Consider the following 19943-nt stretch of genomic DNA (forward strand, 5'->3'; position numbering starts at 1 on the left):
AAAGAAGCTCAGTCGACGCCGAGATAGGCGGCGCGAATTGCGTGGTCTTGTGAGATTTCCTGACTGGATCCGGCTTTCGAAACCCGGCCGCGATCCATGACGACGACGTGCTTGGCCAAATCGAGCGCCACGGCGACATCCTGTTCAACGACGGCGATGCCGACACCGTCGGCGCTGATCGTCTTCAGCGCCTCGACGAGGAAATCCACTGCGACGGGCGCCAGGCCGAGTGACAACTCGTCGATCATCATGACGCGCGGCCGTGACATCAGCCCGCGCCCGATCGCGCACATCTGCTGCTCGCCTCCGGACATGGAAACGGCGTCTTGGCGACGACGCTCGGCGAGTTTCGGGAAAGCTGCGTAGACCCGGTCGAGGTCACGCTGAAGATCCGTCCGCGCCGCTGCACGCGCGAACGCGCCCATCAGCAGGTTGTCCTCGACCGTCATGCCGGCGAACAGGCGACGGCCTTCCGGTACATGCGCGATGCCCGCATTGACGAAGTCGAGAGGCTTGGCACCGGCCAGTTCGGCATCGCCGATACGAATGCTGCCTTGGCGCGGTTTGAGCAACCCCGACAGGCTGCGCAGCAATGTCGTCTTGCCGGCGCCGTTCGAACCGATCACCGCCGTGATCGCGCCGGTTTCGATCGACATCGAAACGTCCGTCAGCACGTGGACGTCGCCATAGCCTGCGGAGAGATTCGAGATGAAAAGGCTCGTCGTCACGACTTCTCTCCGAGCATGGCGGCCGCACCGCGTGTCCCGAGATAGGCCTCGATGACGGCGGGGTTACGCGCAACCTCGTCGGTCGGGCCGCTCGCGAGCAGTTGGCCTCGGTGCAGCACGATGAGCCTGGGACAAAGCCCCCTTACGACTTTCATCAGATGCTCGATGATGACGATTGCGACGCCTTCAGCGGCAATCTTCCGGATCATGCCGAGCACGCCCTCGATCTCCCCCGAGTTCAAGCCGGCGTTCACTTCGTCCAGAAACAGCAGCTTCGGCCGTGCGACCCAGGCTCTCGCGAGCTCGAGGCGCTTGCGTTCGGCCAGAGTCATGCGAACGGGCAGGTGGTCGCGGCAATGACCGATGCCAAGACTGTCCAACGACTCGTCGGCTCGCTCCCGCGCGCCGGCGAACGATCGCGTATGACCGGCGAACATGGCAGCGGCGGCCACGTTGTCGCGAGCAGTCAGGTCGTTGAACGGCTGCACGATCTGGAACGTTCGCATCAGGCCGCGACGCGCGAGCTCATGGGGCTTGTGGCCGGTGATGTTTTCGCCACGAAACGACATCGTGCCGCGCGACGGCTTGAGATGACCGGTCACCAGATTGACGAGCGTCGTCTTTCCGGCGCCGTTCGAGCCGATGAGGCCGACAATCTCGCCTTCATTCAGCGTAAATGAGACGTCATCGGTGGCCTTCAGTCCGCCGAACTGGCGGCTGACGTTCCTGACATCGAGCAATGCCGCGTTCATGGCCCGCTCTTTCTGGAAACGAGGGATGGCAGCACGCCGGCTGGGAGCACTAAAAGCAGCAGGACGATCAGGACGCCGAGACCTCCGGCACTAAAGCTCAGGACGTTCCGCCAGACGATTTCCTCGAGCGCGACGAAGATTGCAGCACCTACGATCGGACCGAGGACCGTGCCCACGCCCCCGAGCAGGACCGCAACTATCGGTTTTACGGACCACATGACGTCGTAGACGTCCGTCGGATCGATGTAACCGATCCAGCCGGCATAGACGCCGCCAGCCATCGCCGCCGTCACCGACGAGAGCGCGAAAGCCCAGGTTTTCAGTTTCTGAGCGTCGACGCCAATACCGGCGGCGGCAGTTTCATTCATGCGGATGCAATCCAGCCCGAATCCGAGACGGCTCCATTTGATCGCCGCGCCGAGGAGCACGGTCAGAACTGCGAGAGCGAGAGAGAGCCGCAGGGAGAAGGCCGCCAGAACTTCCGGGTCACCGCCGGCGCCGGCAACGGTCAGCCCCATGCCACCGCCCGTCAGGTCGGCCCATCCGGTCGTCAGTTCCTTGAGGATCGCGCCGAGCATCAGGCTCGCAACCGCGAAGTAGTGGCCTCGCAGCCTGAGAACGCCGTAGCCGAATGGCGCGGCGAGAACGCCGCCGGCAATTCCGGCGACGACAAGGGCCAGGCGCCAGTCGAAGCCCTTTGCCTGCATGATGGCGGCGGCATAGGCTCCCAGCCCGAAGAACGCACCCGTCGCGAACGATGGGTAGCCGGTGAAGCCACCGACGATGTTCCAGGAGGCAGCCAGTACGAGCAGAAGGCTGAACATCGTGACGAGGCGCATGAGATACGGCTCGCCGGCAAGGACAAGGGGCAGCCCGGCACAGGCGGCCGCGCCAATGACGACGATGGCGAGCGCGAGAAGCGTACGAGAATTCATTCGTAACCTGCCCGGCCCAGCAGGCCCTGCGGTCGCGTGAGCAGCATCAGGAGAAGAATCACGGCAGCTACGGTGGTGCCGTATTCGGCTCCAACAAAGAGAGACCCGAGGCTCTCCACGACACCAAGCAGCAATCCGCCGGCAATGGCACCCAGGATGCTGCCGAGCCCGCCAAGCACGCAGGCAACGAAGGCGATGTGGAGATAGTAGGCGCTGTTCAGCGGCGAAGTCGGGAAAATTGCGGCCAGCAGGCAACCCGCCACCCCAGCCATCGCAAGTCCAAGCCCGAAGGTCATCGCGTAGATCAGTTCGACCTGCACGCCCATCAACTCGGCCGTCTGCCGGTCCATCCTGACCGCGACGATCGCACGGCCCAGACGGGATCTGTGGAGATAGAAGTGCAGCGCGAGCGCTGCACCAACTCCCACGACCGCAGCCAGGAGACGATCGACGGGAAGCGTCAGCGCACCCAATGTGAGTGGCGCGGTCGGAAAGGCACCTTCGATCTTGCGGTAGTCCGCGCTGAAGAAGCTGATCATCGCGTTATTCAGGATCAGGTCCAGACCGAACGTGAAGACCAGCGTGATCAGCACGGGGGCTGTCACCACGCGCTGGATCAAGAATCGCTGCAGCAGCCAACCAGCCGCAAACAGCACGGGGCCCGCGACCGCGATCGCGAGCAAGGGATTGATGCCCGCGTATCTCCAGGCGAAGTACGCCGTATAGGAACCGAGGACGACGGCAGACCCCTGCATGATGTTGATGATGTTCAGCACGCCCCAGACCAGCGAGAAGCCCGCCGCCATCACCGCATAGAGGCCACCCAGCAAAAGTCCGTTCAGAGCGACCTGCGTGATTTGCACGATGGCACCGCCCTTCGATCAGGCGATGCCAAGGCGAAACTCGCCCTGCGCGATGGACGACGGCGCGAGCACGATCGGCTTGCCGCCCTGGATCTGGAAGACCGGCGGCACCAGCTTTTCGATCTGCCCGGTCGGACCGAACGAGATCGGACCGTAGAACGTCATCGCATCGAGGCCCGCCAGAGCATCGCGCAGAGCCGGGCCTTCGAGGGACCCGGACTTGAGCGCCGCCAATTGCAGGATTGAGCCTGCGGCCGCGGCGGACGCTTCGATGTAGTCCGGCAACGCCGAATACATCGCTTGGAACTTCTGAACGAAGCTTTCCGTGCTTCCGAATATATCCACACCCTTGTAGCGCGCGGCCGGATGCCACCAGGACGCGCTCGAGATGTTTTCTGCCGCGGCATGCAATGCCTGCGTGAACTCCTCGTAGGCAGGCCCGGCGATCATGGTAAGGACCTGCGGCTTCATGCCCAGGTCCCGCATCTGCGTCCGAACCTGGACGAGGTCATTCACATAACCGCCGACGAACACCCACTCCGGACCGGCGCTGCGCATCTGGGTCAGCGCGGAGGCAAAGTCCAGGCTGCCTATCGCGAACTTCTCGTCGAACACAACTTCAAGATTGCGCTTAGCGGCCGACTTCTTCATCTCCACGCTCATCGCGAGCGGCAAAAGGTCGTTACGCGAGAAGATCGCCACGCGCTTGATGGTCGGCGCTGCCGCCATGACGATGTCGGCGAGCGGCTCGGTCAGCGTCTCGTTGGGGGTGAACGTTCCGAAGAGGTATTTGTAGCCCTGATCGTAGACTTCGCGAGAGGACGCAGTGGGCGCGATCATCGGCACCTTGTAGCGCTCGGAAATGGCGCTCGATGCTTTCGCCGCTCCGGAGCCAAACGGGCTGAACAGCGCATGCGCGCGCTGCTGCGTCACGAGCTGATCGCAGGCCTGGACGGCACGCGGAGTCGCCGACTGATAGTCGCTATAGATGACCCGCACGGGAACGCGGCGGTTGCCGACCTGGAATCCGCCGGCTTTTTCGACCTCCTTCACCCAAAGATCATATCCGCGCTTCTGCTTTTGACCCTCGGGAGCCAACGGCCCAGTCAACGGAAGAGGCGCGCCGATCCTCAGTTCGTCGGTACCCTGTGCTCGAACAATCGCGGGCGCCACGATCGCGGCCGCCATCCCCATCAATACTGTTCGGCGCTGCATCAGCCCCTCCCCTGATTTAACCGTTATCTGGGGAGCGATGATCACAAACTGGGTGGTCGCGGCGGTAGAGCCAACACGCGTAGGCGGCGTTCTCGTATTTAGAACACCCCGTCAGAGGGACTAGGATTTGTGGTCGGCGATGCTTTGACGAACGAAGCCCAGCAGGGTCTCTGCGGCCTTCGACAACGGCCGGGTGCGCAGGGTCATCACGTCGATGGTTGTCTTCACCAGCAACGGATCGTCGATCTTGCGGGCAACGAGACAGCCACCCGCCAATTCGCGGAAAAGCGCCTCGGGCGGCAACACCGTCAAGGCGTCGGTCGACGTCACCATCGTTTTGAGAACATCGAGAGAGTTGGCTTCAAGAAACGGCCGAGCGACGACCCCGGCTTTTGCGGCGGCGCGTTCGATCACGGAGCGGATGCCGAAGCTGCGGTCGGGAAGAATGTGCGCCGACGCCAAGACATCCTTCAAGCGGAGGCTGCCAGCCTGCTGCGCCAGCCCATGGCTCGGTTTCATGACAGCCTGAAGCGGCTGCGGCCAGCGCATCCGCAAGAGGAGCTCGTTGCGCAACGGAGGATCAAGCGCGATCCCGATGTCCGCTTCCTCCTTCAGGAGCGTTTCTGACACCTGGTGTGTCCCGAGGATGCGCACCTCGAGGTCCACTCCGGGAAATTTGGCGCGAAAGGCCGAGATGCACTCAGGCAAGATACGTCCCTGCGTCGCCTCCACCGTCGCGAGCACCACGCGGCCGCGGCGCAAGCTGCTGAGATCGTCGATCGCGGATTTCAGCCTGTCGAGATCGCGCTTGGCGGACTGCACATAGTTGGCGACAAGCTTGCCTTGCTCCGTTGCTTCGATGCCTGTCCGGCTTCGCACCAGGAGTGCTGCACCAAACCGATGCTCGAGCACCTGAATCTGGCGGCTGATCGCGCTTGGCGCGATCTGAAGGCGATCTGCCGCCAGTCGTATGGATCCGCAGTCCACGACTTCCATGAAGTATCGGAGCGCCGGATCCAGCATGCCGTCAAAGCACGATTGTGGTGAGTTGCTCGCCCAACCCGTCGATCCCGCAGCGCAGTAGATCGCCCGGCCGAAGATAATCCGGCTCGGACTTGTTGTAGGCCACTCCGCTGGGCGTGCCGGTCAGAATCACATCACCCGGCATGAGGCGCATGAATTCGCTGAGGTGGGCAATGATTCGCGGGACCGTGAAGATCATTTGCGCCAGAACGGTATCCTGACGAACCACATCGTTCTTCCGGAGCCAGATGCGTCGACCTCCCAAGTCCGTCACCTCGTCCGGAGTGACCAACCAAGGACCGAGTGGCGCAAACGTGTCGGCACTTTTGGCCTTGCTCCACTGACCGCCTCTCTCGAACTGCCACTTTCGCTCGGTGACGTCGTTTGCGACCGCCAAGCCAGCGACGGCAGCCATCGCGTCATCCTCGCCAACGTCGACCGTCGATCGACCAATGACACAAGCGAGCTCTACTTCCCAATCGACAGCGTTCGCCGTCCTCGGAATTATGATCGGGTCGGTCGGTCCGCAAATGGCGGTCGGCGACTTGAAGAAGACAAGAGGTTCGCTCGGCAACTCGAACCCGGTCTCGGCCGCATGGTCGGCATAGTTGAGCCCGACACAGACGATCTTGCCAGGTGTAGGCACCGGCGACCCCAACCGAACGCCGGCCGGTACGATCGGAAGAGCCGTGATGTCAATCAAGTGCAATTCGGCGAGGCGCGCGGGATCAAGCGCCTCACCGGTCCAGTCGGAGACCCGACTTGAGACGTCGCGAATACGACCTTGTTGGTCGACCACGCCCGGCTTCTCGTGCCCCAGTTGACCAAACCGAACGAGTTTCATGATCGGCTCGCCAAGCTCAAGATCGTCGCGCAACCACGTCGATCTCGACGCGCGCATTCAGCGCCAGTCTTGCGACCTGCACTGTCGTGCGCGCCGGATATGGCGCAGCGAACATCCCGCCATAGATCGCATTCATTGCCGCGAAGTCATCTATGTCCACGAGATAAACCTGCACCTTGACAACGTGCTCGAATCCTAGCCCGGCTGCAGCAAGAACCCGCTTCATGTTCTCGAATGCCTGGCGTGTTTCAGCTTCGATACCGCCGGTGACGATCGCCCCACTCGTGGCATCCTGACCAACCTGGCCCGACGCATAGAGCAGTTCGCCCGCCCATACGCCCTGCGCGAAGGGTCCGACAGGCGGCGTAAGGTCTGGCGCGGTAACGGTCGTTCTCGTCATTTCGGGTTCCTCAGTACGAATGGGGCCGCCACCATCCACCTTGGAGCCTGCCCGTTGGTTTACACAAAGCATGAACCGATCTATCCTTCTTGTCGGATATTGACCTTGCGCCCATGACCGCCATTCGATTTGAAAGTCCACTCGACAGAGCGACGTTTCGCAGCTCGCCGATGTTTGGCGGCATCGATGTCATGTCGGCGAGATTCGTGCGGCATAGCTTCGCACCGCATTCGCATGATGAACTGATGATCGGCGTCATGCATGCCGGTGTGAAGTCGTTCCGGTGTGGGAGCACACGGGAACATGCGGCGCCCGGCAGCCTGGTGGTGGTCAATCCCGGCGAGATGCATACCGGCGAACGCAAGCATGGCCGCGAGTTGGTCTACGCCGCGCTTTATGTGTCGGAGCGCGCCCTCGCAGCGATGGTGCCCCGCTCACGTGCTGATTGGTTTGTCGTTAGGCAGACGGTCATCGACGATCGCGACATTTGGCAGTGCCTTGACGCGGCGCAAAGACTTGCCATCGCCGGCGGCGACGCAGCGGCAACTGAAGAAGCGATGACCTGCGGCGTTTCGCTACTGTTCGAGCGTTTCGGCACCGGCAAGCTTGTCCATTCCGAAGCAGACTGTCCGAAGGCGGTCGACCGTGCGGTAGAATTCTTGCAGGCGCGCGCCTGTGACCACATCAGCCTGAAGGACGCGTCGAAGGCGTCTGGCGTTGGTTCGTTTCACCTCATACGGCTCTTCCAGAAACACGTCGGCTTGACGCCATATGCCTACCTGACCCAGGTTCGAATTGCGAAGTCGCGGCAGCTCCTGCGGCTCGGAGAGCCGGTGGCGCAAGTCGCGCTGGACGTCGGCTTTGCCGACCAGGCGCATTTCACGAAGCGCTTCAAGCAGCTCACCGGCACGACCCCGGCGCTTTATGCGCGGTCGATGCAATAGCCGGCATTAAGCCTCATCGGCGAGGCTCGTAGATCTTGCGTTCGTTCTGCCACAGCCCTCAGTACGACTACAGGGAAGCCGCGGAATGGCTTGGCCACACTGATCCGACGGCTGTCCGATTTTCCCGCCCCAGTATCCAGATCTACGACGCGCGGCTCGTCGAACTATGCCGATCGGTGTGTGTCCGCTATGATGTGAGGGGTGCAAAGGAACTGGCGGAGAGAGTGTCAGTCAATCCCCATTGATTTATAGGCGGTTTTCCATCGCAGCACGTGGGTACCTACGGTCCTCGCTACCGTTAATTGCCTATCCTTGCTCCCCGCTCGTCTCAAGTCTCCGAGTAGAATGGCGTAGAAATTAGTGAGAACGAGCATCAGGGTCCATCACATCGCCAGAGCCAGTTCGCGGAACCGGATCTGGTTGAGCAGGCCTGCTTCGATGTATTCGCCATATCGAATGCAGTGCTTGATCAGGGTCGGATGGAAGAATGTCGCTTCGCGAACTCCGGCTGGGCAAGCCCGTGCCACGAACTCCCAGCGAAGCGAACGAAGGCTGTTAGGCCGAAGCCCGCAGGGCGAAGGCGGACTGGATTCGGGGAAATGCGCTGCCGAGGCTTCGCCGCTTCCGCTTGATGGGATGTTTTGTGCACTGTCACCTAATGCCGAAACGCGCGTCCGAAGCTGCCAGCGTGTTTGTACGCAAGACAGATCGATTCCCGCTGAGTGACGCGGGCGACGTGAAACATACGCATTATTTGCGGAGCTATTTTCCCAACTGACAAGAGCGGGCGCGCGGGAATCATCGTGTGGACTGGTATCGCAACTGATAGTTCAACAAGCGCATTTTCCGCTATCTTGTCGCCAATCGAAAGCATGATTTTGAAACCGCCCTCGGTTATTTTGATAACATCGGTCACGCACGATTCAAATTTTGTTTTTTGACCTTGGGGCAGGCAAATGTCCGCCCGCGTGGTCGTTGCTACCGTGCGCGGCGATGAACATGGCGACGGCCGACCGGCAATAGGATTCGATTTCGTCCTCTGCTCTCGCCTGATCGAAGCGTGCGATCATCAGGAGATCGGATCCTTTGAAAAGAGCGGCAAACAAGCGGGCGGACCGGAGAGGATCGGGCACGTTCAGAAGCGCCTTCGCGTGCAACTGACGCAACAGGGCCTCGATTTGGGCGATGACATGGGCGGGGCGGGCTTCGTAATGGAGCTTGCTTAACGCCTTTTGATTCGTGTTGTCGGCCATGATCATGGCTTCGACATTTCGGACGTCCGGCCTCAACAGCGTGCGAAGCAGGGATAATCCCACCGCCATGAGCTGATCTTCGGCTGAACCGTCGACTCCTTCAAAAAGGGCCTGTGCAAACTGATGGCAGCCGGCCGCGATGGCCGCGCTGAACAGCGCCTCCTTGTTCTCGAAGTGCCGATAGATGCTGAGCTTGGATATCTTCGCCCGCTGGGCGACCTTGTCCAATGTCGTCGCTTGAAAACCCAATTCCACAAAGAGTTCGCTCGCGGCATCGATTATCGTTTGGCCAAGCGCCTCGTTGGCGGGCCGGCCGCGCCGGCGCTGGCTATTTTCGGTCACGACAATTCCGGTCCTTGACAGTATCCTAATTCTTGCATTACGATACCATGAAGTATCTGAAATGTGCAAGGCAATGGGTAGGTTTCAACCTGTCCTCCAAACGGAGCCCATCACCATGGATGACGTCATCATCATCGGCGGCAGCTTTGCTGGTCTCGCCGGCGCCCTGCAGCTCGGCCGTGCCCGCCGCAAGGTCACCGTTCTCGATACCGGCCTGCCACGCAACCGCTTCGCCGGCCACTCGCATGGGCTGCTCGGTCACGATCACAAGCCACCGCTGGACATCCTGGCCGAGGCGCGGCAGCAGCTGGCGCGTTATCCCACGATCAAGCTGGTCAGTGCCCGGGCCGATAGCATCTCCGGCGCCATCGACAATTTCTCCGTCCTCACTTCCGATGGCGAAAGCTTTGGGGCACGCCGCCTGATCCTGAGCTATGGCGTCGCCGACCAGATGCCTGCTGTTCCGGGCTTTGCCGAAGGCTGGGGCACGTCCATCGTGCCCTGCCCCTATTGCGACGGCTTTGAAGTCGCCGGCCAGCATTGGGGTCTCGTCTGGTTCCGCCCGCAGTCGCACATTCAGGTCAAGCTGTATCAGGATTGGACCGACAGGTTGACGGTCTTTGCCGATGGTCACGACATTGCACCCGATATCCGGGCCGATCTGGCCCGCCGCAACATACCTGTCGTCGATGGCCGGATCACCGGGATCGCCCGTCACGGGGGCCATAGGGCCACCGTCAAGCTCGATACCGGCCCCGATGTCGCAGTCGACATTCTGTTCGCGCATCCACCCACCAAGCCGTCCGCAAGCCTGCATGACTCATTGGGCCTCGCCACGGTCGATACGCCTCTCGGCATCGTCCTCAAGGTCGACGAGCGCCGCGAAACCAGCATGCCCGGCATCTACGCCGCCGGCGATCTCGCCACCCCCGGAATGCCCTCGGTCACCCAGGCATCATCGCAGGGCGCAACGGCCGGCATCTCCGCTCAGCAGTCGATGCTGGCTTGAGAGCAGGCAGCATCAATCAAGCCAGTTTCAATTTCACAATAGACAGGAGCGCCACCATGGCCGCCATAAAACCATTCAAACCTCTAGACGAGAAATTTTCCGTTTGACCGCCAACTCGGTATCGCGGCCGCGCCTCTCGTGCTCATCAACTTTTTCACGGTCGTCGATCCCGCCGACGAAGCGAGCTTCCTGGACGCTTTCAAGGCGGCTGCCGAGATCATAACGAAGCAACCGGGCTTCATTTCCATGCAACTACATCGAGCGATCGGCGATAGCCCAACTTACCTGAACTATGTGGTGTGGGAATCCACCGAGGCGGTCCGCGCCGCCTTCAGTGACCCCGAGTTCCTCGCGAAACTTCCAGCATATCCTTCATCCGTCGTGGCCAGCCCGCACCTGTTCCAGAAGGTCGCCGTCCCCGGCTTCTGCACGGCCTGACCCCGGAAATATGCCAGGCGCGATGACGGGTATCTCGGCCCAGCAGTCGATGCTGGTTTGAAAGCGCAGATTGGAGGATGAGCATGGCCGTCGAACCCGACAGCGCGGGTGTGCGCTTCCCTCCGCCCTTGGTCTATCTGGGAGCGCTGCTGCTGGGGCTGGCGGCGGAGCGGTTCGTCACCCTGCGCTCTTTCGGCATCGACTGGCGGTTTCTGGCCGCGACCGGTGCGCTGCTGTTCGTCGCCGGCGCGGCGATGATGCTTGCGGCGGCCGGGCTGTTCCGCCGGCTTGGCACCAACGCTCCACCGTCGCAGCCAACGACCCTCATCGTAACGACCGGTCCCTATCGGTGGACTCGCAATCCCATGTATCTCGGCATGGCGCTTATCTATGCCGGCCTTGCGATCGGCTTCGACGGGCCGATCGCCTTCGCCTTGCTCCCGTTGGTGCTGATCGCGATCCAGACGCAGGTGATCGCCCGCGAGGAACGCTATCTCGAAGCGAAGTTCGGCGACGACTACCGCCGCTACATGGCCGAGGTTCGCCGATGGCTCTGACTATTGCGCCGCTGCCGTTTACGTGGCCGCCCGTCAGCGAGCTTTCCCAACAGATCGCCGTCGTTATCCGGAGCAGCTTTCAGTATCTCGAAGTATCCATCCGTCTTGCAGACGCCGTCGGCTATCCAACAACAGGGTGCATCAATGGTCTACAGTCTAATTGTCAAAAAAGAGATCCGCAGGAGCTTCGATCATGTCAACAACCAGCGTTGGGATGATGCCGCAAAGGGCCTAACACCAAACGCGTATCACTGGGTTGCCGGAGATCATGCGTTGGGGGGTGAGCGACATGGAAAGCAATCGGTGAAGCAGTGGTTCGAGCGCATGGGCCGTGTTTTCCCGAAGCTTCACATAGATATTGAGCAGGTCGAGGTGACGGGTTGGCCATGGAATACCACAGTGTTCGTCAAGTGGCGGGCCAACGCGAGGCTACTTGACGGCCAAAGCTCGTATGTGAACAGGGGCGTCCACGTCTTCAAGTTGCGATGGGGCAAGGTTTATTCGATTGAGGAATACTTCGACTCGCAGGCTGCAGAACGAAGCCTCGCTATCCAAGCTCGTGCCGGTTTGGATGAAGCTGCGGCTGGACCAATCGTGAGCTAACGCAGATCGTTCGTGTGATGCCGCCATCAGCGCACAGATTCGCTTCTCCGGTTGCCGCGGGCGGGGTTGTCCTTCGAAGTCCAGCGCTAGGCGGCACCGATCTCGACGCATGAGACGATCACACGCAGGTCTGGCGCCTTATCGCTGGTGGAAGCGGGATCGCTGGAGACGATGCGCGCTTTGGCATCGGATCGCTTAGTTAAGATCGCATCAGAACAAGGATATGTCATGGCACAGCACAATGCCGATCAGGTCGCCAACTGGAATGGCCAGAGCGGGGACCGCTGGGTCGCTAACCAGGCCCGGCTCGACGCCATGGCGGCGGTGTTCGGCCAGGCCGCGATCGAAGCCGCCGCGCCCGCGACGGGCGAGCGCGTGCTGGACGTCGGCTGCGGCGCGGGCGCGTCAAGTCTGGCTCTGGCCGCCCGCGTCGGCGCGGGGGGCCATGTGCTGGGCGTGGACATATCCGAACCGCTGATCGGCAAAGCGCGCGCGCTTGCGCCACAGGATACGCCGGTCCAGTTCCGGGTGGCCGACGCCAGCAGCGCCGAGCTGCCCGAGGGGGCGTTCGACATCCTGTTCTCGCGCTTCGGGGTGATGTTCTTCGACGATCCGACAGGGGCGTTCGCCCATATGCGCCGCGCGCTCCAGCCGGGCGGACGGGTCGCTTTCGTCTGCTGGCGTGGCGCGGCCGAGAACGATTGGGTGCGCCTGCCGATGGGCGCGATCAAAGGCATCGTCCCGCCGACGGCGCTGCCCGATCCCGAAGCGCCCGGCCCATTCTCGTTCGGCGACCGGGGGCGGGTGGCTCGCATCCTGACGGCGGCCGGCTTCACCGATATCGCTATCGCGCCCTTCGATGCTTCCATCCCGTTTGGCGAGGGCGCAACGCGGGACGCGGCGATCGACGACGCGGTGAAGATGACGTTCGAGGTCGGCCCGCTGTCGCGCGCGCTCGCTGATCAGCCCGCCGACATCCGCGCCCGCGCCTCGGCCGCGGTTCGTGCCGCCTTCGCGAGCCGTCCCGGCGAGCGGTCGGTGATGATCGACAGCGCGACGTGGATCGTCACCGCGCGCAATCTCGCAAGCTGACACATGCGACCTGCGATGACAGCGCAGCCGGCGCAGCCGAAGCAATCTTCACGATCCTCGCGCTACGGGACCAAGTGGCACCGCCGCCCACTCTCAATGTCGACAATGGCGACGCCGCATCCAAAGGCGTCGACATCGTGGCCCGCGAGGCGCGCCTTGTCGGGATCGGTCACCGTCCCGACCGGGCTGACCGGTCATCGCCGGTACGCGTTCGCTGGCATTTTCTATTTTTCCGACGTGTACATATCGGCGTGACGCAAGACAAAGTCGTGCACGCTGAGCGGCGGCGTGCCGGTGATCTTCTCCACGTCCGATGTCAAGCGGTCATATCGGTTCTGTTGCTTGAGGAGCGCCATTGTTGCGAGATGGGAAAGTGCATGCCGATCTAGCATACCGCTGGCCTCCAACTGGTTTCGCCAGGGCTCCCAAGGCACGTTCACATAAGTGATCGGACGTCCAAGAGCCCTGGAGAAATCTTCGGCAACGCCGTTCATATCCTGGGACCGCGAGCCCGTCAGCTCGTAGATCTTGCCAATGTGCCTGGCCGGCGCTTCGAGAATCGTGGCCATCACCCGCGCGACATCTTCGCTGGCGATCGGCGAGGTCTTGCCATCACCGAAGGGGAGCCGGATTTGCCCATGCTCGCGGATCGAATGCGCCGACAACCTGAGGAAGAAGGTGTCCAGGAATAACGTCGGGCGAACGTGCACGACAGGCAATCCAGACCAATTCAGCGCCTGCTCCGCCAGCCAGTGCATCTTCTGCTGCGGGCTATCCGTGGTCGCATTGATTCCCATCTGCGACACGGTCATCTGAGAAATGTTCACGAACGCGCCCACTTTGTGATGCTTCGCGACGGCGGCGGTGTTGATGGTCGCTTCGAGATACGAAGCCGACACCGTCATGCCGAAGTAAAGCCGATCGCAATTTTCGATCGCGCGATGCATCGAGTGCAAGTCGAGAAGGTCGCCAACAACAACCTCGACACCGCGTTCGGCCAGTTTTTCCGATCGGGCATTCTCCTTGCGGACCAGCGCCCTCACCTTGCATCCTCGCTCGATCAACAGCTCGCATACGGCATAACCAACCGTTCCCGCCGCACCGGTGACTAAAATCGGAGATTCCATTTCTCTTTCTCCTCGCGTTCATAAGCTGAGCTTGGGGCCCTTAGACATTCGGCGTGCGTTGCGCGCTGCGTGTCCCCCGAAGACCCGGATGATGTCTCGACTTGCTTCTTTGTCGTAGAGACGTTCGAGCTGTTCGGAGCGATGTTTCAACCCAGCGCCCGCCTGCTTAGTCAGGCCTGCCGAAGGGCTTTTATGATAAGCCGATCTGATCGCGCAGGCTTGCCTCCGTATCTTCGCCGTGTTGAACGCAGTGTTCGATCAGAATCGGATGGAAGAACGACATGAACGCGAACTTGACTGCTCGCGCGGCTTCCGCAGCATCTTCAACCCTGAACTCGCCCGCTTCTATGCCCTCGCGTATGATCGCCTCGAAGATCGTCACCAGCCGCTCGGTATGCAACTTAATGATCGCCCAGTTCTCTCGCGTGGCGTCGGCAATCAGGTCATGCATGTACTTTGCCTTGACCGCCGTCGTCTTGTTGTGGCGGTGAACGGCGGTCAGGAGCTGGTCGAGTTTCTCCGTGGCCGGCGCGTTTGTGTGCGCGATCGCAACGGCGATGTCGGCAACCTCGTTCATGAGACGCCCGCAGATCGACTCGTTGATCGCATCCCTGGAGGGAAAGAACCGATAGATGTTCGCCGGGCTCATGCCGAGTTCGGCGGCAATGTCGGCCACCGAAGTCCTGTGGTAACCCACGCGGCGAAACTGTTTCTCCGCCGCTTCCAGGATTCTCGCGCGCGCCTCGTCGGAATCTTTTCCCGTTTGGACCGGACGGTTCATCGAATTCAGCGAGCTTTATTCGGCAGCCAATGCTGGTCGTAACTCCGGCTGCTCCGCCGAATTATGGTGGACTTGATCTGCGGTCGGCTTGATACGAAACCACGCAGCGTAAAGCGCAGGAAGGAAGAGCAGGATCAGCACCGTGCCGACTGCCGTGCCGCCGATCAGGGTATAGGCCATCGATCCCCAGAACACGGAGTGGGTGAGAGGAATGAAGGCCAGCACGGCGGCAAGTGCCGTCAGGATCACGGGCCGCGTGCGCTGCACGGTCGCCTCGATGACCGCGTGATAGTCGTCGAGTCCTGCCGCACGGTTCTCGTTGATCTGTTCGGTCAGGATCAGCGTATTGCGCATCAGGATGCCGGCCAGCCCTATCAGGCCCAGAATGGCGTTGAAGCCGAAGGGCTGGTTGAAGGTCAGCAACATGGGCACGACGCCCACCAGGCCAAGCGGTGCCGTCAGCATGACCAGAGCCATCGTTGAGAACGACCGCACCTGGAGCATGATGACGATCAGCGTGGCGGCGATCATGGCCGGGAAGACCAGGAAAAGCGCCGAGTTCGCTTTGCCAGCCTCTTCGATCGATCCACCCATTTCGATGCGATAGCCGGCAGGAAGGGACGCGATCAGCGGCTGAAGGGCCGTCTTGATCTCCTTGGAGACCTCTGGAGGCTGGGTCGCCTCATTGATGTCCGAGCGGATCGTAATGACGGGCGTGCGATCGCGACGCTTCAGAACCGGCTCTTCAAGTCGGACTTCGGAATGGCCGACCTGGTCGAGCGGAATCGAGCGGCCGTCGCGGCTCATCAGCGAAAAATCGGCCAGACGCGTCGGATCCAGCCGCTCTCCGCCGGCGCTGCGTGCCACGATGGGCACGTTGCGGATGTCCTCGCGGACCTGCGTTACCGTGATGCCCGTGAGAAGGAACTGTAGTTGCCGGCCCACCTCGGCGGGCGAAAGGCCGATGAGGTTCAGTCGGTCCTGATCCGGAATGAAGCGGAGCACGGGCGTGCGATTACTCCAGTCTCGATTCGCCTGCCGCACATCGGGAACGCCACGCATGATATCGAGCGCTTTTTCAGAGATCGCGTATAATTGCGCGGGGTCGGGTCCCATCACCCGAAACTCCACCGGGAACGGCGTGTAGGGTCCGAACACGAGCTGGGTCACGCGGACATAGGCCTCAGGTGCCAGCCCTTGTGACACTGCCTCTCGGAGCCGGTGCTTCAAGGCCTCGCGCGCCTCCGCGTCGGGCGTCAGCACGACGATCTTAGCGAAGGCAGGATCAGGCAGTTCCGGCGCCATCGCGAAGAAGAAGCGGGGAGCGCCCTGACCGACATAGCTGGTGACGATCTTCGCCTCAGGCTGATCGTGCAGCCAACCTTCGAGTTTCTCGACAGCGGCGGTCGTCGTCTCAATGCTGGTGCCTTCCGGCAGGCGAACCTCCACCAGCACTTCGGGGCGGTCGGATGTCGGGAAGAACTGCTGTTTGAGGGCGCCCATCCCGGCGCCGGAGAGCGCGAACACGATGGCGACGATGCCGACGGTCAAGAACTTGTGGCGCACGGCGAACGTGATGAGCCGCCGTAAGCGCCGATAGTTCGGCGTGTCGTAGATCGCATGGTGACCGCCCTCAATCGGTTTGATCGCGGGCAGCATCTTGACGCCAAGATAGGGCGTGAAGACCACCGCAACGATCCACGAGACGATGAGAGCGAACCCGAGGACCCAGAAGATGTTGCCGGCATATTCGCCGGCCGTCGAGCGCGCAAAGCCCACGGGCAGAAAGCCGGCGACTGTCACGAGTGTTCCTGACAGCATCGGCGCCGCAGTGTGGCTCCAGGCATAGGCCGCCGCCTTGATGCGGTCCATGCCCTCTTCCATTTTCACGACCATCACCTCGATGGCGATGATCGCGTCGTCGACGAGAAGACCAAGCGCCAGGATGAGAGCGCCCAGCGTGATTCGGTCGAAAAATCGTCCCGTTTCCAGCATGATGAGGAACACGACGGCAAGCGTCAGAGGGACGGCAGCCGCCACGACCATGCCGACGCGCCAACCGAGGCTGAGCAGGCTCACCAGCAGTACCACGCTGAGCGCCATCGCAAACTTCATCATGAATTCATCAACCGCCGAGGTGATGTTGACGGCCTGATCAGTCACCTTGTCGAGCGTCATCCCGAGCGGCAGTGTCCGTGCGATCGCTGCGGACCTCTCTTCCAGATGCTTGCCGAGCGCGAGGCCATTCCAGCCCTCCTGCATGACCGCCGCGAGCATGATTGTGGGCTCACCCTGGTGTCGGATGATGTAGGTGGGCGGATCCTCATAGCCGCGGCGGACCTCGGCGATGTCGGAGAGCTTGAGCGTCCGCCCCGCAGCGACGATTGGCGTGTCGGCGATGGCCTGGACACTGTCATAGGCGCCGTCGAGCCGGATGAAGACTTGCGGGCCCTTGGTGTCGATCGAGCCTGCCGGGGTGACGGTGTTCTGCCGCTGCAAGGCGGCCACGATATCCTGTGCCGACACGCCGAGGGTCGCCAACTTGGCAAAGGAAAACTCGACGAATATCTGCTCGGGACGTTCGCCGAGGATGTTGATCTTCTTGACGCCGGGCACATGCAGGAGTTCCTGGCGGATCACCTCGGCCTTCCTGGCGAGCTCGCGCATCGGCATGCCCTTGGCCTTGAGGGCATAGAGAGCGAAGCTCACGTCCGAATATTCATCGTTGACAAAGGGGCCGAGCACGCCGGATGGCAGGTTGCGCGCTTCATCCCCGAGCTTCTTGCGGGCTTGATAAAACTCCTCTTGGACGACGGATGGCGGTGTGCTGTCCTTCAGCGTGACGGTCAGATACGCATAACTCGGCCGCGTCGTCGTCTCGACCCGGTCGTACCAGGTCAACTCCTGAAGCCGCTTCTCCATGGGTTCAGCGACGAGGTCCTGCATCTCGCGCGCCGTCGCGCCCGGCCACACCGTCGTGACCGTCAGGGTCTTGATGGTGAAATTGGGGTCCTCTGCGCGCCCAAGCATGAAGAACGCATAAGCGCCCGCGGCGGCCAGCAGGAGGATGAAGAACAGGGTGACAGCCCGTTCGCGAACGGCAATCGCCGAAAGATTGAAGCGCATCAGTTGCTCCTGTCCTGTGCGACAGTCCTGACGCGAGCGCCCTCCTGCAGGAGATGAGCGCCGAGCGAAACAACGGAATCATCAGAGCTCAGTCCGGAGATCACGGCGGCTTCGCTCGTCACACGTGCAAGCTTGATGGGCCGAAAGTGCACGGTCGAGGTCGCGCTGTCGAAGACCCAAACGCCGGTCTTTCTGCCGTCATCGAGCACGGCTCCGAGCGGTACCTGGACTTCCGGCTGAGTCTCCTGGCTTGCAAGCCGAATGGTGACGGTCGCGCCAAGCGGTGCCGCCGCAGCCTCACCGTCGAGCACATAGCGGGCCTCATAGGTGCGGGTCTGGGCATCGGCGGAATCCGACAACTGCCGAAGGTGCGCCGTATAGTGCCGTCCATCGCTCCCATACAGACTCGCCTCGGCCACCGAGCCGATCGCCGGACGAATGGTTTCAGGAAGCGCGACTACCGCTTCGCGGGGACCAGCCTGGGCAAGCCTGACAACGGTCTGGCCGGCAGAGACAACTTGTCCTGGCTCACCAAGCGTTTGCATGACCGTTCCGTCCGCATCCGCCACCAGGACGGAATATGTCGCCTGGTTCTCGGCCACCTTGGCCTCGGCTTCCGCCGCAGCGAGTTGGGCGTTGGCTGTATCCGACGCAGCCTTCGCCTGCTCGTAGCGCTGTTTGGGAGTCCATCCGTCGTTGACCAGGTTGGCGTATCGTCGCTCGTCAGCTTCCGTCTGAACGACTGTTGCGCGCGCCGCGGCAACCGCGTTGCGCTTCGCCGTAAGCGCAAGGCGGAGGTCGGTTTCATCGATCCGCATCAGCGGCTGCCCGGCTTTGACCTGCTCACCAACATTCACGAGCCGCTCGACGATCTTACCGGCGACGCGAAAGCCAAGGTTGCTTTCCACCCTCGCGCCGATCGTACCTGTGAAGCCGCGTTCGGATCCGCTCACCCGCGCGGCGCTCACCAAGCTGACCACGGGCGGGTCCTGCCTCGGGTCACGCGCTGCGGAGGCTTCATGAGCAGGAATGGCGAGAGTAGCGAAGACGGCTGCTCCGGACGCCGCGACAAGGACACCTGCCAAGACCACAAGTCTGCTCTTTTTCATCGCCGTCTCCATGCCATTTAGATTTCGTTCGAACTCTATAACTAGCTTAGAGTGTGACCGCAATCTAATTTAGCGCCCTAACGAGAATGTTATCGCGAGAAAATCGGGTGATTTCGGCCCTCCAGCCGCGCTCATCCCGGGCACCCCACTTGATAGATTGCATTCGAACTCTATCTGAGATATAGAGTTCGAACGAAATCCAAATGGAGATCCACGATGCGCGTGAGTCGCATTCAGGCCGCGGAGAACCGCCAGACCGTGATCAACGTGGCCAGCCGCCTCTTCAGAGAGCGCGGGTTTGATGGCATCGGGCTGAAGGATCTGATGGAGGGAGCGGGGCTAACCCAAGGCGCTTTCTACAAGCAGTTCGAGTCCAAGGAGGACTTGGCGGCACAGGCGTCCAAACGCGCATTGGAGAGCGCTTCAGAACGGTGGTCGGCCGCGATCGCGGAGAATCCTGATGATCCGCTTGGGGCGGTGATCGCGTTCTACCTGAGTGCGGGCCATCGCGAAGAAAAACTGGACGGTTGCCCCGTCGTGGCGCTCGGCTCGGACGCCGCCAGGCAGGGGGCCGGCGTGAAAGCTGCGTTCGAAGAGGGCATCAAGGCGTACCTCGAAGTCCTCGCCCCCTTGCTTCCCAAGACCGACGGCGAGGATTCCAACAGGAAGGCCATGGTCGTTCTGTCGACGATGGTCGGCGCCATGACGCTAGCGCGCGCCGTCAACGACCCGGATCTCGCTCAGGCCTTTCAGAATGCGGCCGTCGAACACGTTCGCGAAGCCGCTGCCGCTTGAAGATCGC

19 protein-coding genes and 1 pseudogene are annotated in these 19943 nt (G+C 61.8%); 7 read left to right on the top strand and 13 right to left on the bottom strand.

The window, feature by feature from the left end:
• Positions 1-8: 8 nt before the first annotated feature.
• The 8 genes from ACVILL_RS11055 to ACVILL_RS11090 form a co-directional block, all read right to left on the bottom strand.
• Positions 9-728 (bottom strand): ABC transporter ATP-binding protein, encoded by a 720-nt coding sequence (locus tag ACVILL_RS11055; RefSeq protein WP_456729068.1) that lies wholly within the window; start codon positions 726-728, stop codon positions 9-11.
• Positions 725-1480: an ABC transporter ATP-binding protein gene (locus tag ACVILL_RS11060; RefSeq protein ID WP_456729069.1), complete on the bottom strand. Its 756-nt coding sequence runs from the start codon at positions 1478-1480 to the stop codon at positions 725-727. The genes ACVILL_RS11055 and ACVILL_RS11060 overlap by 4 nt, the downstream gene beginning before the upstream one ends.
• Entirely contained in the window at positions 1477-2415 is a 939-nt protein-coding gene (locus tag ACVILL_RS11065; RefSeq protein ID WP_456729070.1) for a branched-chain amino acid ABC transporter permease, read from the bottom strand. The genes ACVILL_RS11060 and ACVILL_RS11065 overlap by 4 nt, the downstream gene beginning before the upstream one ends.
• A complete protein-coding gene (locus ACVILL_RS11070; protein ID WP_456729071.1) occupies positions 2412-3278 on the bottom strand; it encodes a branched-chain amino acid ABC transporter permease in 867 nt (288 codons plus the stop codon). The genes ACVILL_RS11065 and ACVILL_RS11070 overlap by 4 nt, the downstream gene beginning before the upstream one ends.
• An 18-nt stretch (positions 3279-3296) precedes the next feature.
• Positions 3297-4493: an amino acid ABC transporter substrate-binding protein gene (locus tag ACVILL_RS11075; protein WP_456729072.1), complete on the bottom strand. Its 1197-nt coding sequence runs from the start codon at positions 4491-4493 to the stop codon at positions 3297-3299.
• A 120-nt stretch (positions 4494-4613) separates the two neighbouring features.
• The gene (locus ACVILL_RS11080) at positions 4614-5516 is read right to left on the bottom strand and encodes a LysR family transcriptional regulator (protein ID WP_456729073.1); all 903 of its coding nucleotides are present in this window, start codon (positions 5514-5516) and stop codon (positions 4614-4616) included.
• 4 nt (positions 5517-5520) lie between these two features.
• On the bottom strand, positions 5521-6360 hold the full coding sequence (locus ACVILL_RS11085; RefSeq protein WP_456734241.1) for a fumarylacetoacetate hydrolase family protein: 840 nt from the start codon (positions 6358-6360) through the stop codon (positions 5521-5523).
• A 16-nt stretch (positions 6361-6376) separates the two neighbouring features.
• The gene (locus ACVILL_RS11090) at positions 6377-6760 is read right to left on the bottom strand and encodes a RidA family protein (protein ID WP_456729074.1); all 384 of its coding nucleotides are present in this window, start codon (positions 6758-6760) and stop codon (positions 6377-6379) included.
• Between the two features lie 113 nt (positions 6761-6873).
• On the opposite strand from ACVILL_RS11090, the gene ACVILL_RS11095 reads away from it, so the two are divergent.
• The gene (locus tag ACVILL_RS11095) at positions 6874-7704 is read left to right on the top strand and encodes an AraC family transcriptional regulator (protein ID WP_456729075.1); all 831 of its coding nucleotides are present in this window, start codon (positions 6874-6876) and stop codon (positions 7702-7704) included.
• A 923-nt stretch (positions 7705-8627) separates the two neighbouring features.
• On the opposite strand, the gene ACVILL_RS11100 is transcribed toward ACVILL_RS11095, so the two are convergent.
• Entirely contained in the window at positions 8628-9299 is a 672-nt protein-coding gene (locus ACVILL_RS11100; protein ID WP_456729076.1) for a TetR/AcrR family transcriptional regulator, read from the bottom strand.
• Positions 9300-9414: 115 nt separating this feature from the next.
• Between ACVILL_RS11100 and ACVILL_RS11105 the strand changes: the two genes are divergently transcribed.
• From ACVILL_RS11105 to ACVILL_RS11125, 5 genes and pseudogenes are all read left to right on the top strand, one after another.
• Positions 9415-10308 (top strand): NAD(P)/FAD-dependent oxidoreductase, encoded by an 894-nt coding sequence (locus ACVILL_RS11105; protein ID WP_456734242.1) that lies wholly within the window; start codon positions 9415-9417, stop codon positions 10306-10308.
• 56 nt (positions 10309-10364) lie between these two features.
• Positions 10365-10746 (top strand): annotated as a pseudogene (locus ACVILL_RS11110) (antibiotic biosynthesis monooxygenase family protein).
• Between the two features lie 83 nt (positions 10747-10829).
• Positions 10830-11303 (top strand): methyltransferase family protein, encoded by a 474-nt coding sequence (locus ACVILL_RS11115; RefSeq protein WP_456729077.1) that lies wholly within the window; start codon positions 10830-10832, stop codon positions 11301-11303.
• A gap of 144 nt (positions 11304-11447) precedes the next feature.
• A complete protein-coding gene (locus ACVILL_RS11120; protein WP_135170401.1) occupies positions 11448-11906 on the top strand; it encodes a nuclear transport factor 2 family protein in 459 nt (152 codons plus the stop codon).
• Positions 11907-12134: 228 nt separating this feature from the next.
• Complete coding sequence (locus tag ACVILL_RS11125; protein WP_456729078.1) at positions 12135-12998, top strand: class I SAM-dependent methyltransferase; 864 nt, start codon at positions 12135-12137, stop codon at positions 12996-12998.
• Between the two features lie 224 nt (positions 12999-13222).
• On the opposite strand, the gene ACVILL_RS11130 is transcribed toward ACVILL_RS11125, so the two are convergent.
• The 4 genes from ACVILL_RS11130 to ACVILL_RS11145 form a co-directional block, all read right to left on the bottom strand.
• Positions 13223-14125, bottom strand: a complete 903-nt coding sequence (locus ACVILL_RS11130) for an SDR family NAD(P)-dependent oxidoreductase (protein WP_456729079.1) — start codon at positions 14123-14125, stop codon at positions 13223-13225.
• A 190-nt stretch (positions 14126-14315) separates the two neighbouring features.
• Positions 14316-14906 (bottom strand): TetR/AcrR family transcriptional regulator, encoded by a 591-nt coding sequence (locus tag ACVILL_RS11135; RefSeq protein ID WP_456729080.1) that lies wholly within the window; start codon positions 14904-14906, stop codon positions 14316-14318.
• Between the two features lie 15 nt (positions 14907-14921).
• Complete coding sequence (locus ACVILL_RS11140) at positions 14922-18032, bottom strand: efflux RND transporter permease subunit (protein ID WP_456729081.1); 3111 nt, start codon at positions 18030-18032, stop codon at positions 14922-14924.
• Positions 18032-19141, bottom strand: a complete 1110-nt coding sequence (locus ACVILL_RS11145) for an efflux RND transporter periplasmic adaptor subunit (RefSeq protein WP_456729082.1) — start codon at positions 19139-19141, stop codon at positions 18032-18034. Before ACVILL_RS11145 ends, ACVILL_RS11140 begins: the two co-directional genes overlap by 1 nt.
• 216 nt (positions 19142-19357) lie before the next feature.
• Between ACVILL_RS11145 and ACVILL_RS11150 the strand changes: the two genes are divergently transcribed.
• Complete coding sequence (locus ACVILL_RS11150) at positions 19358-19936, top strand: TetR/AcrR family transcriptional regulator (protein WP_456729083.1); 579 nt, start codon at positions 19358-19360, stop codon at positions 19934-19936.
• The last annotated feature ends 7 nt before the right edge of the window (positions 19937-19943 follow it).

It is taken from the genome of Bradyrhizobium sp. USDA 3364 (genome assembly GCF_054056355.1).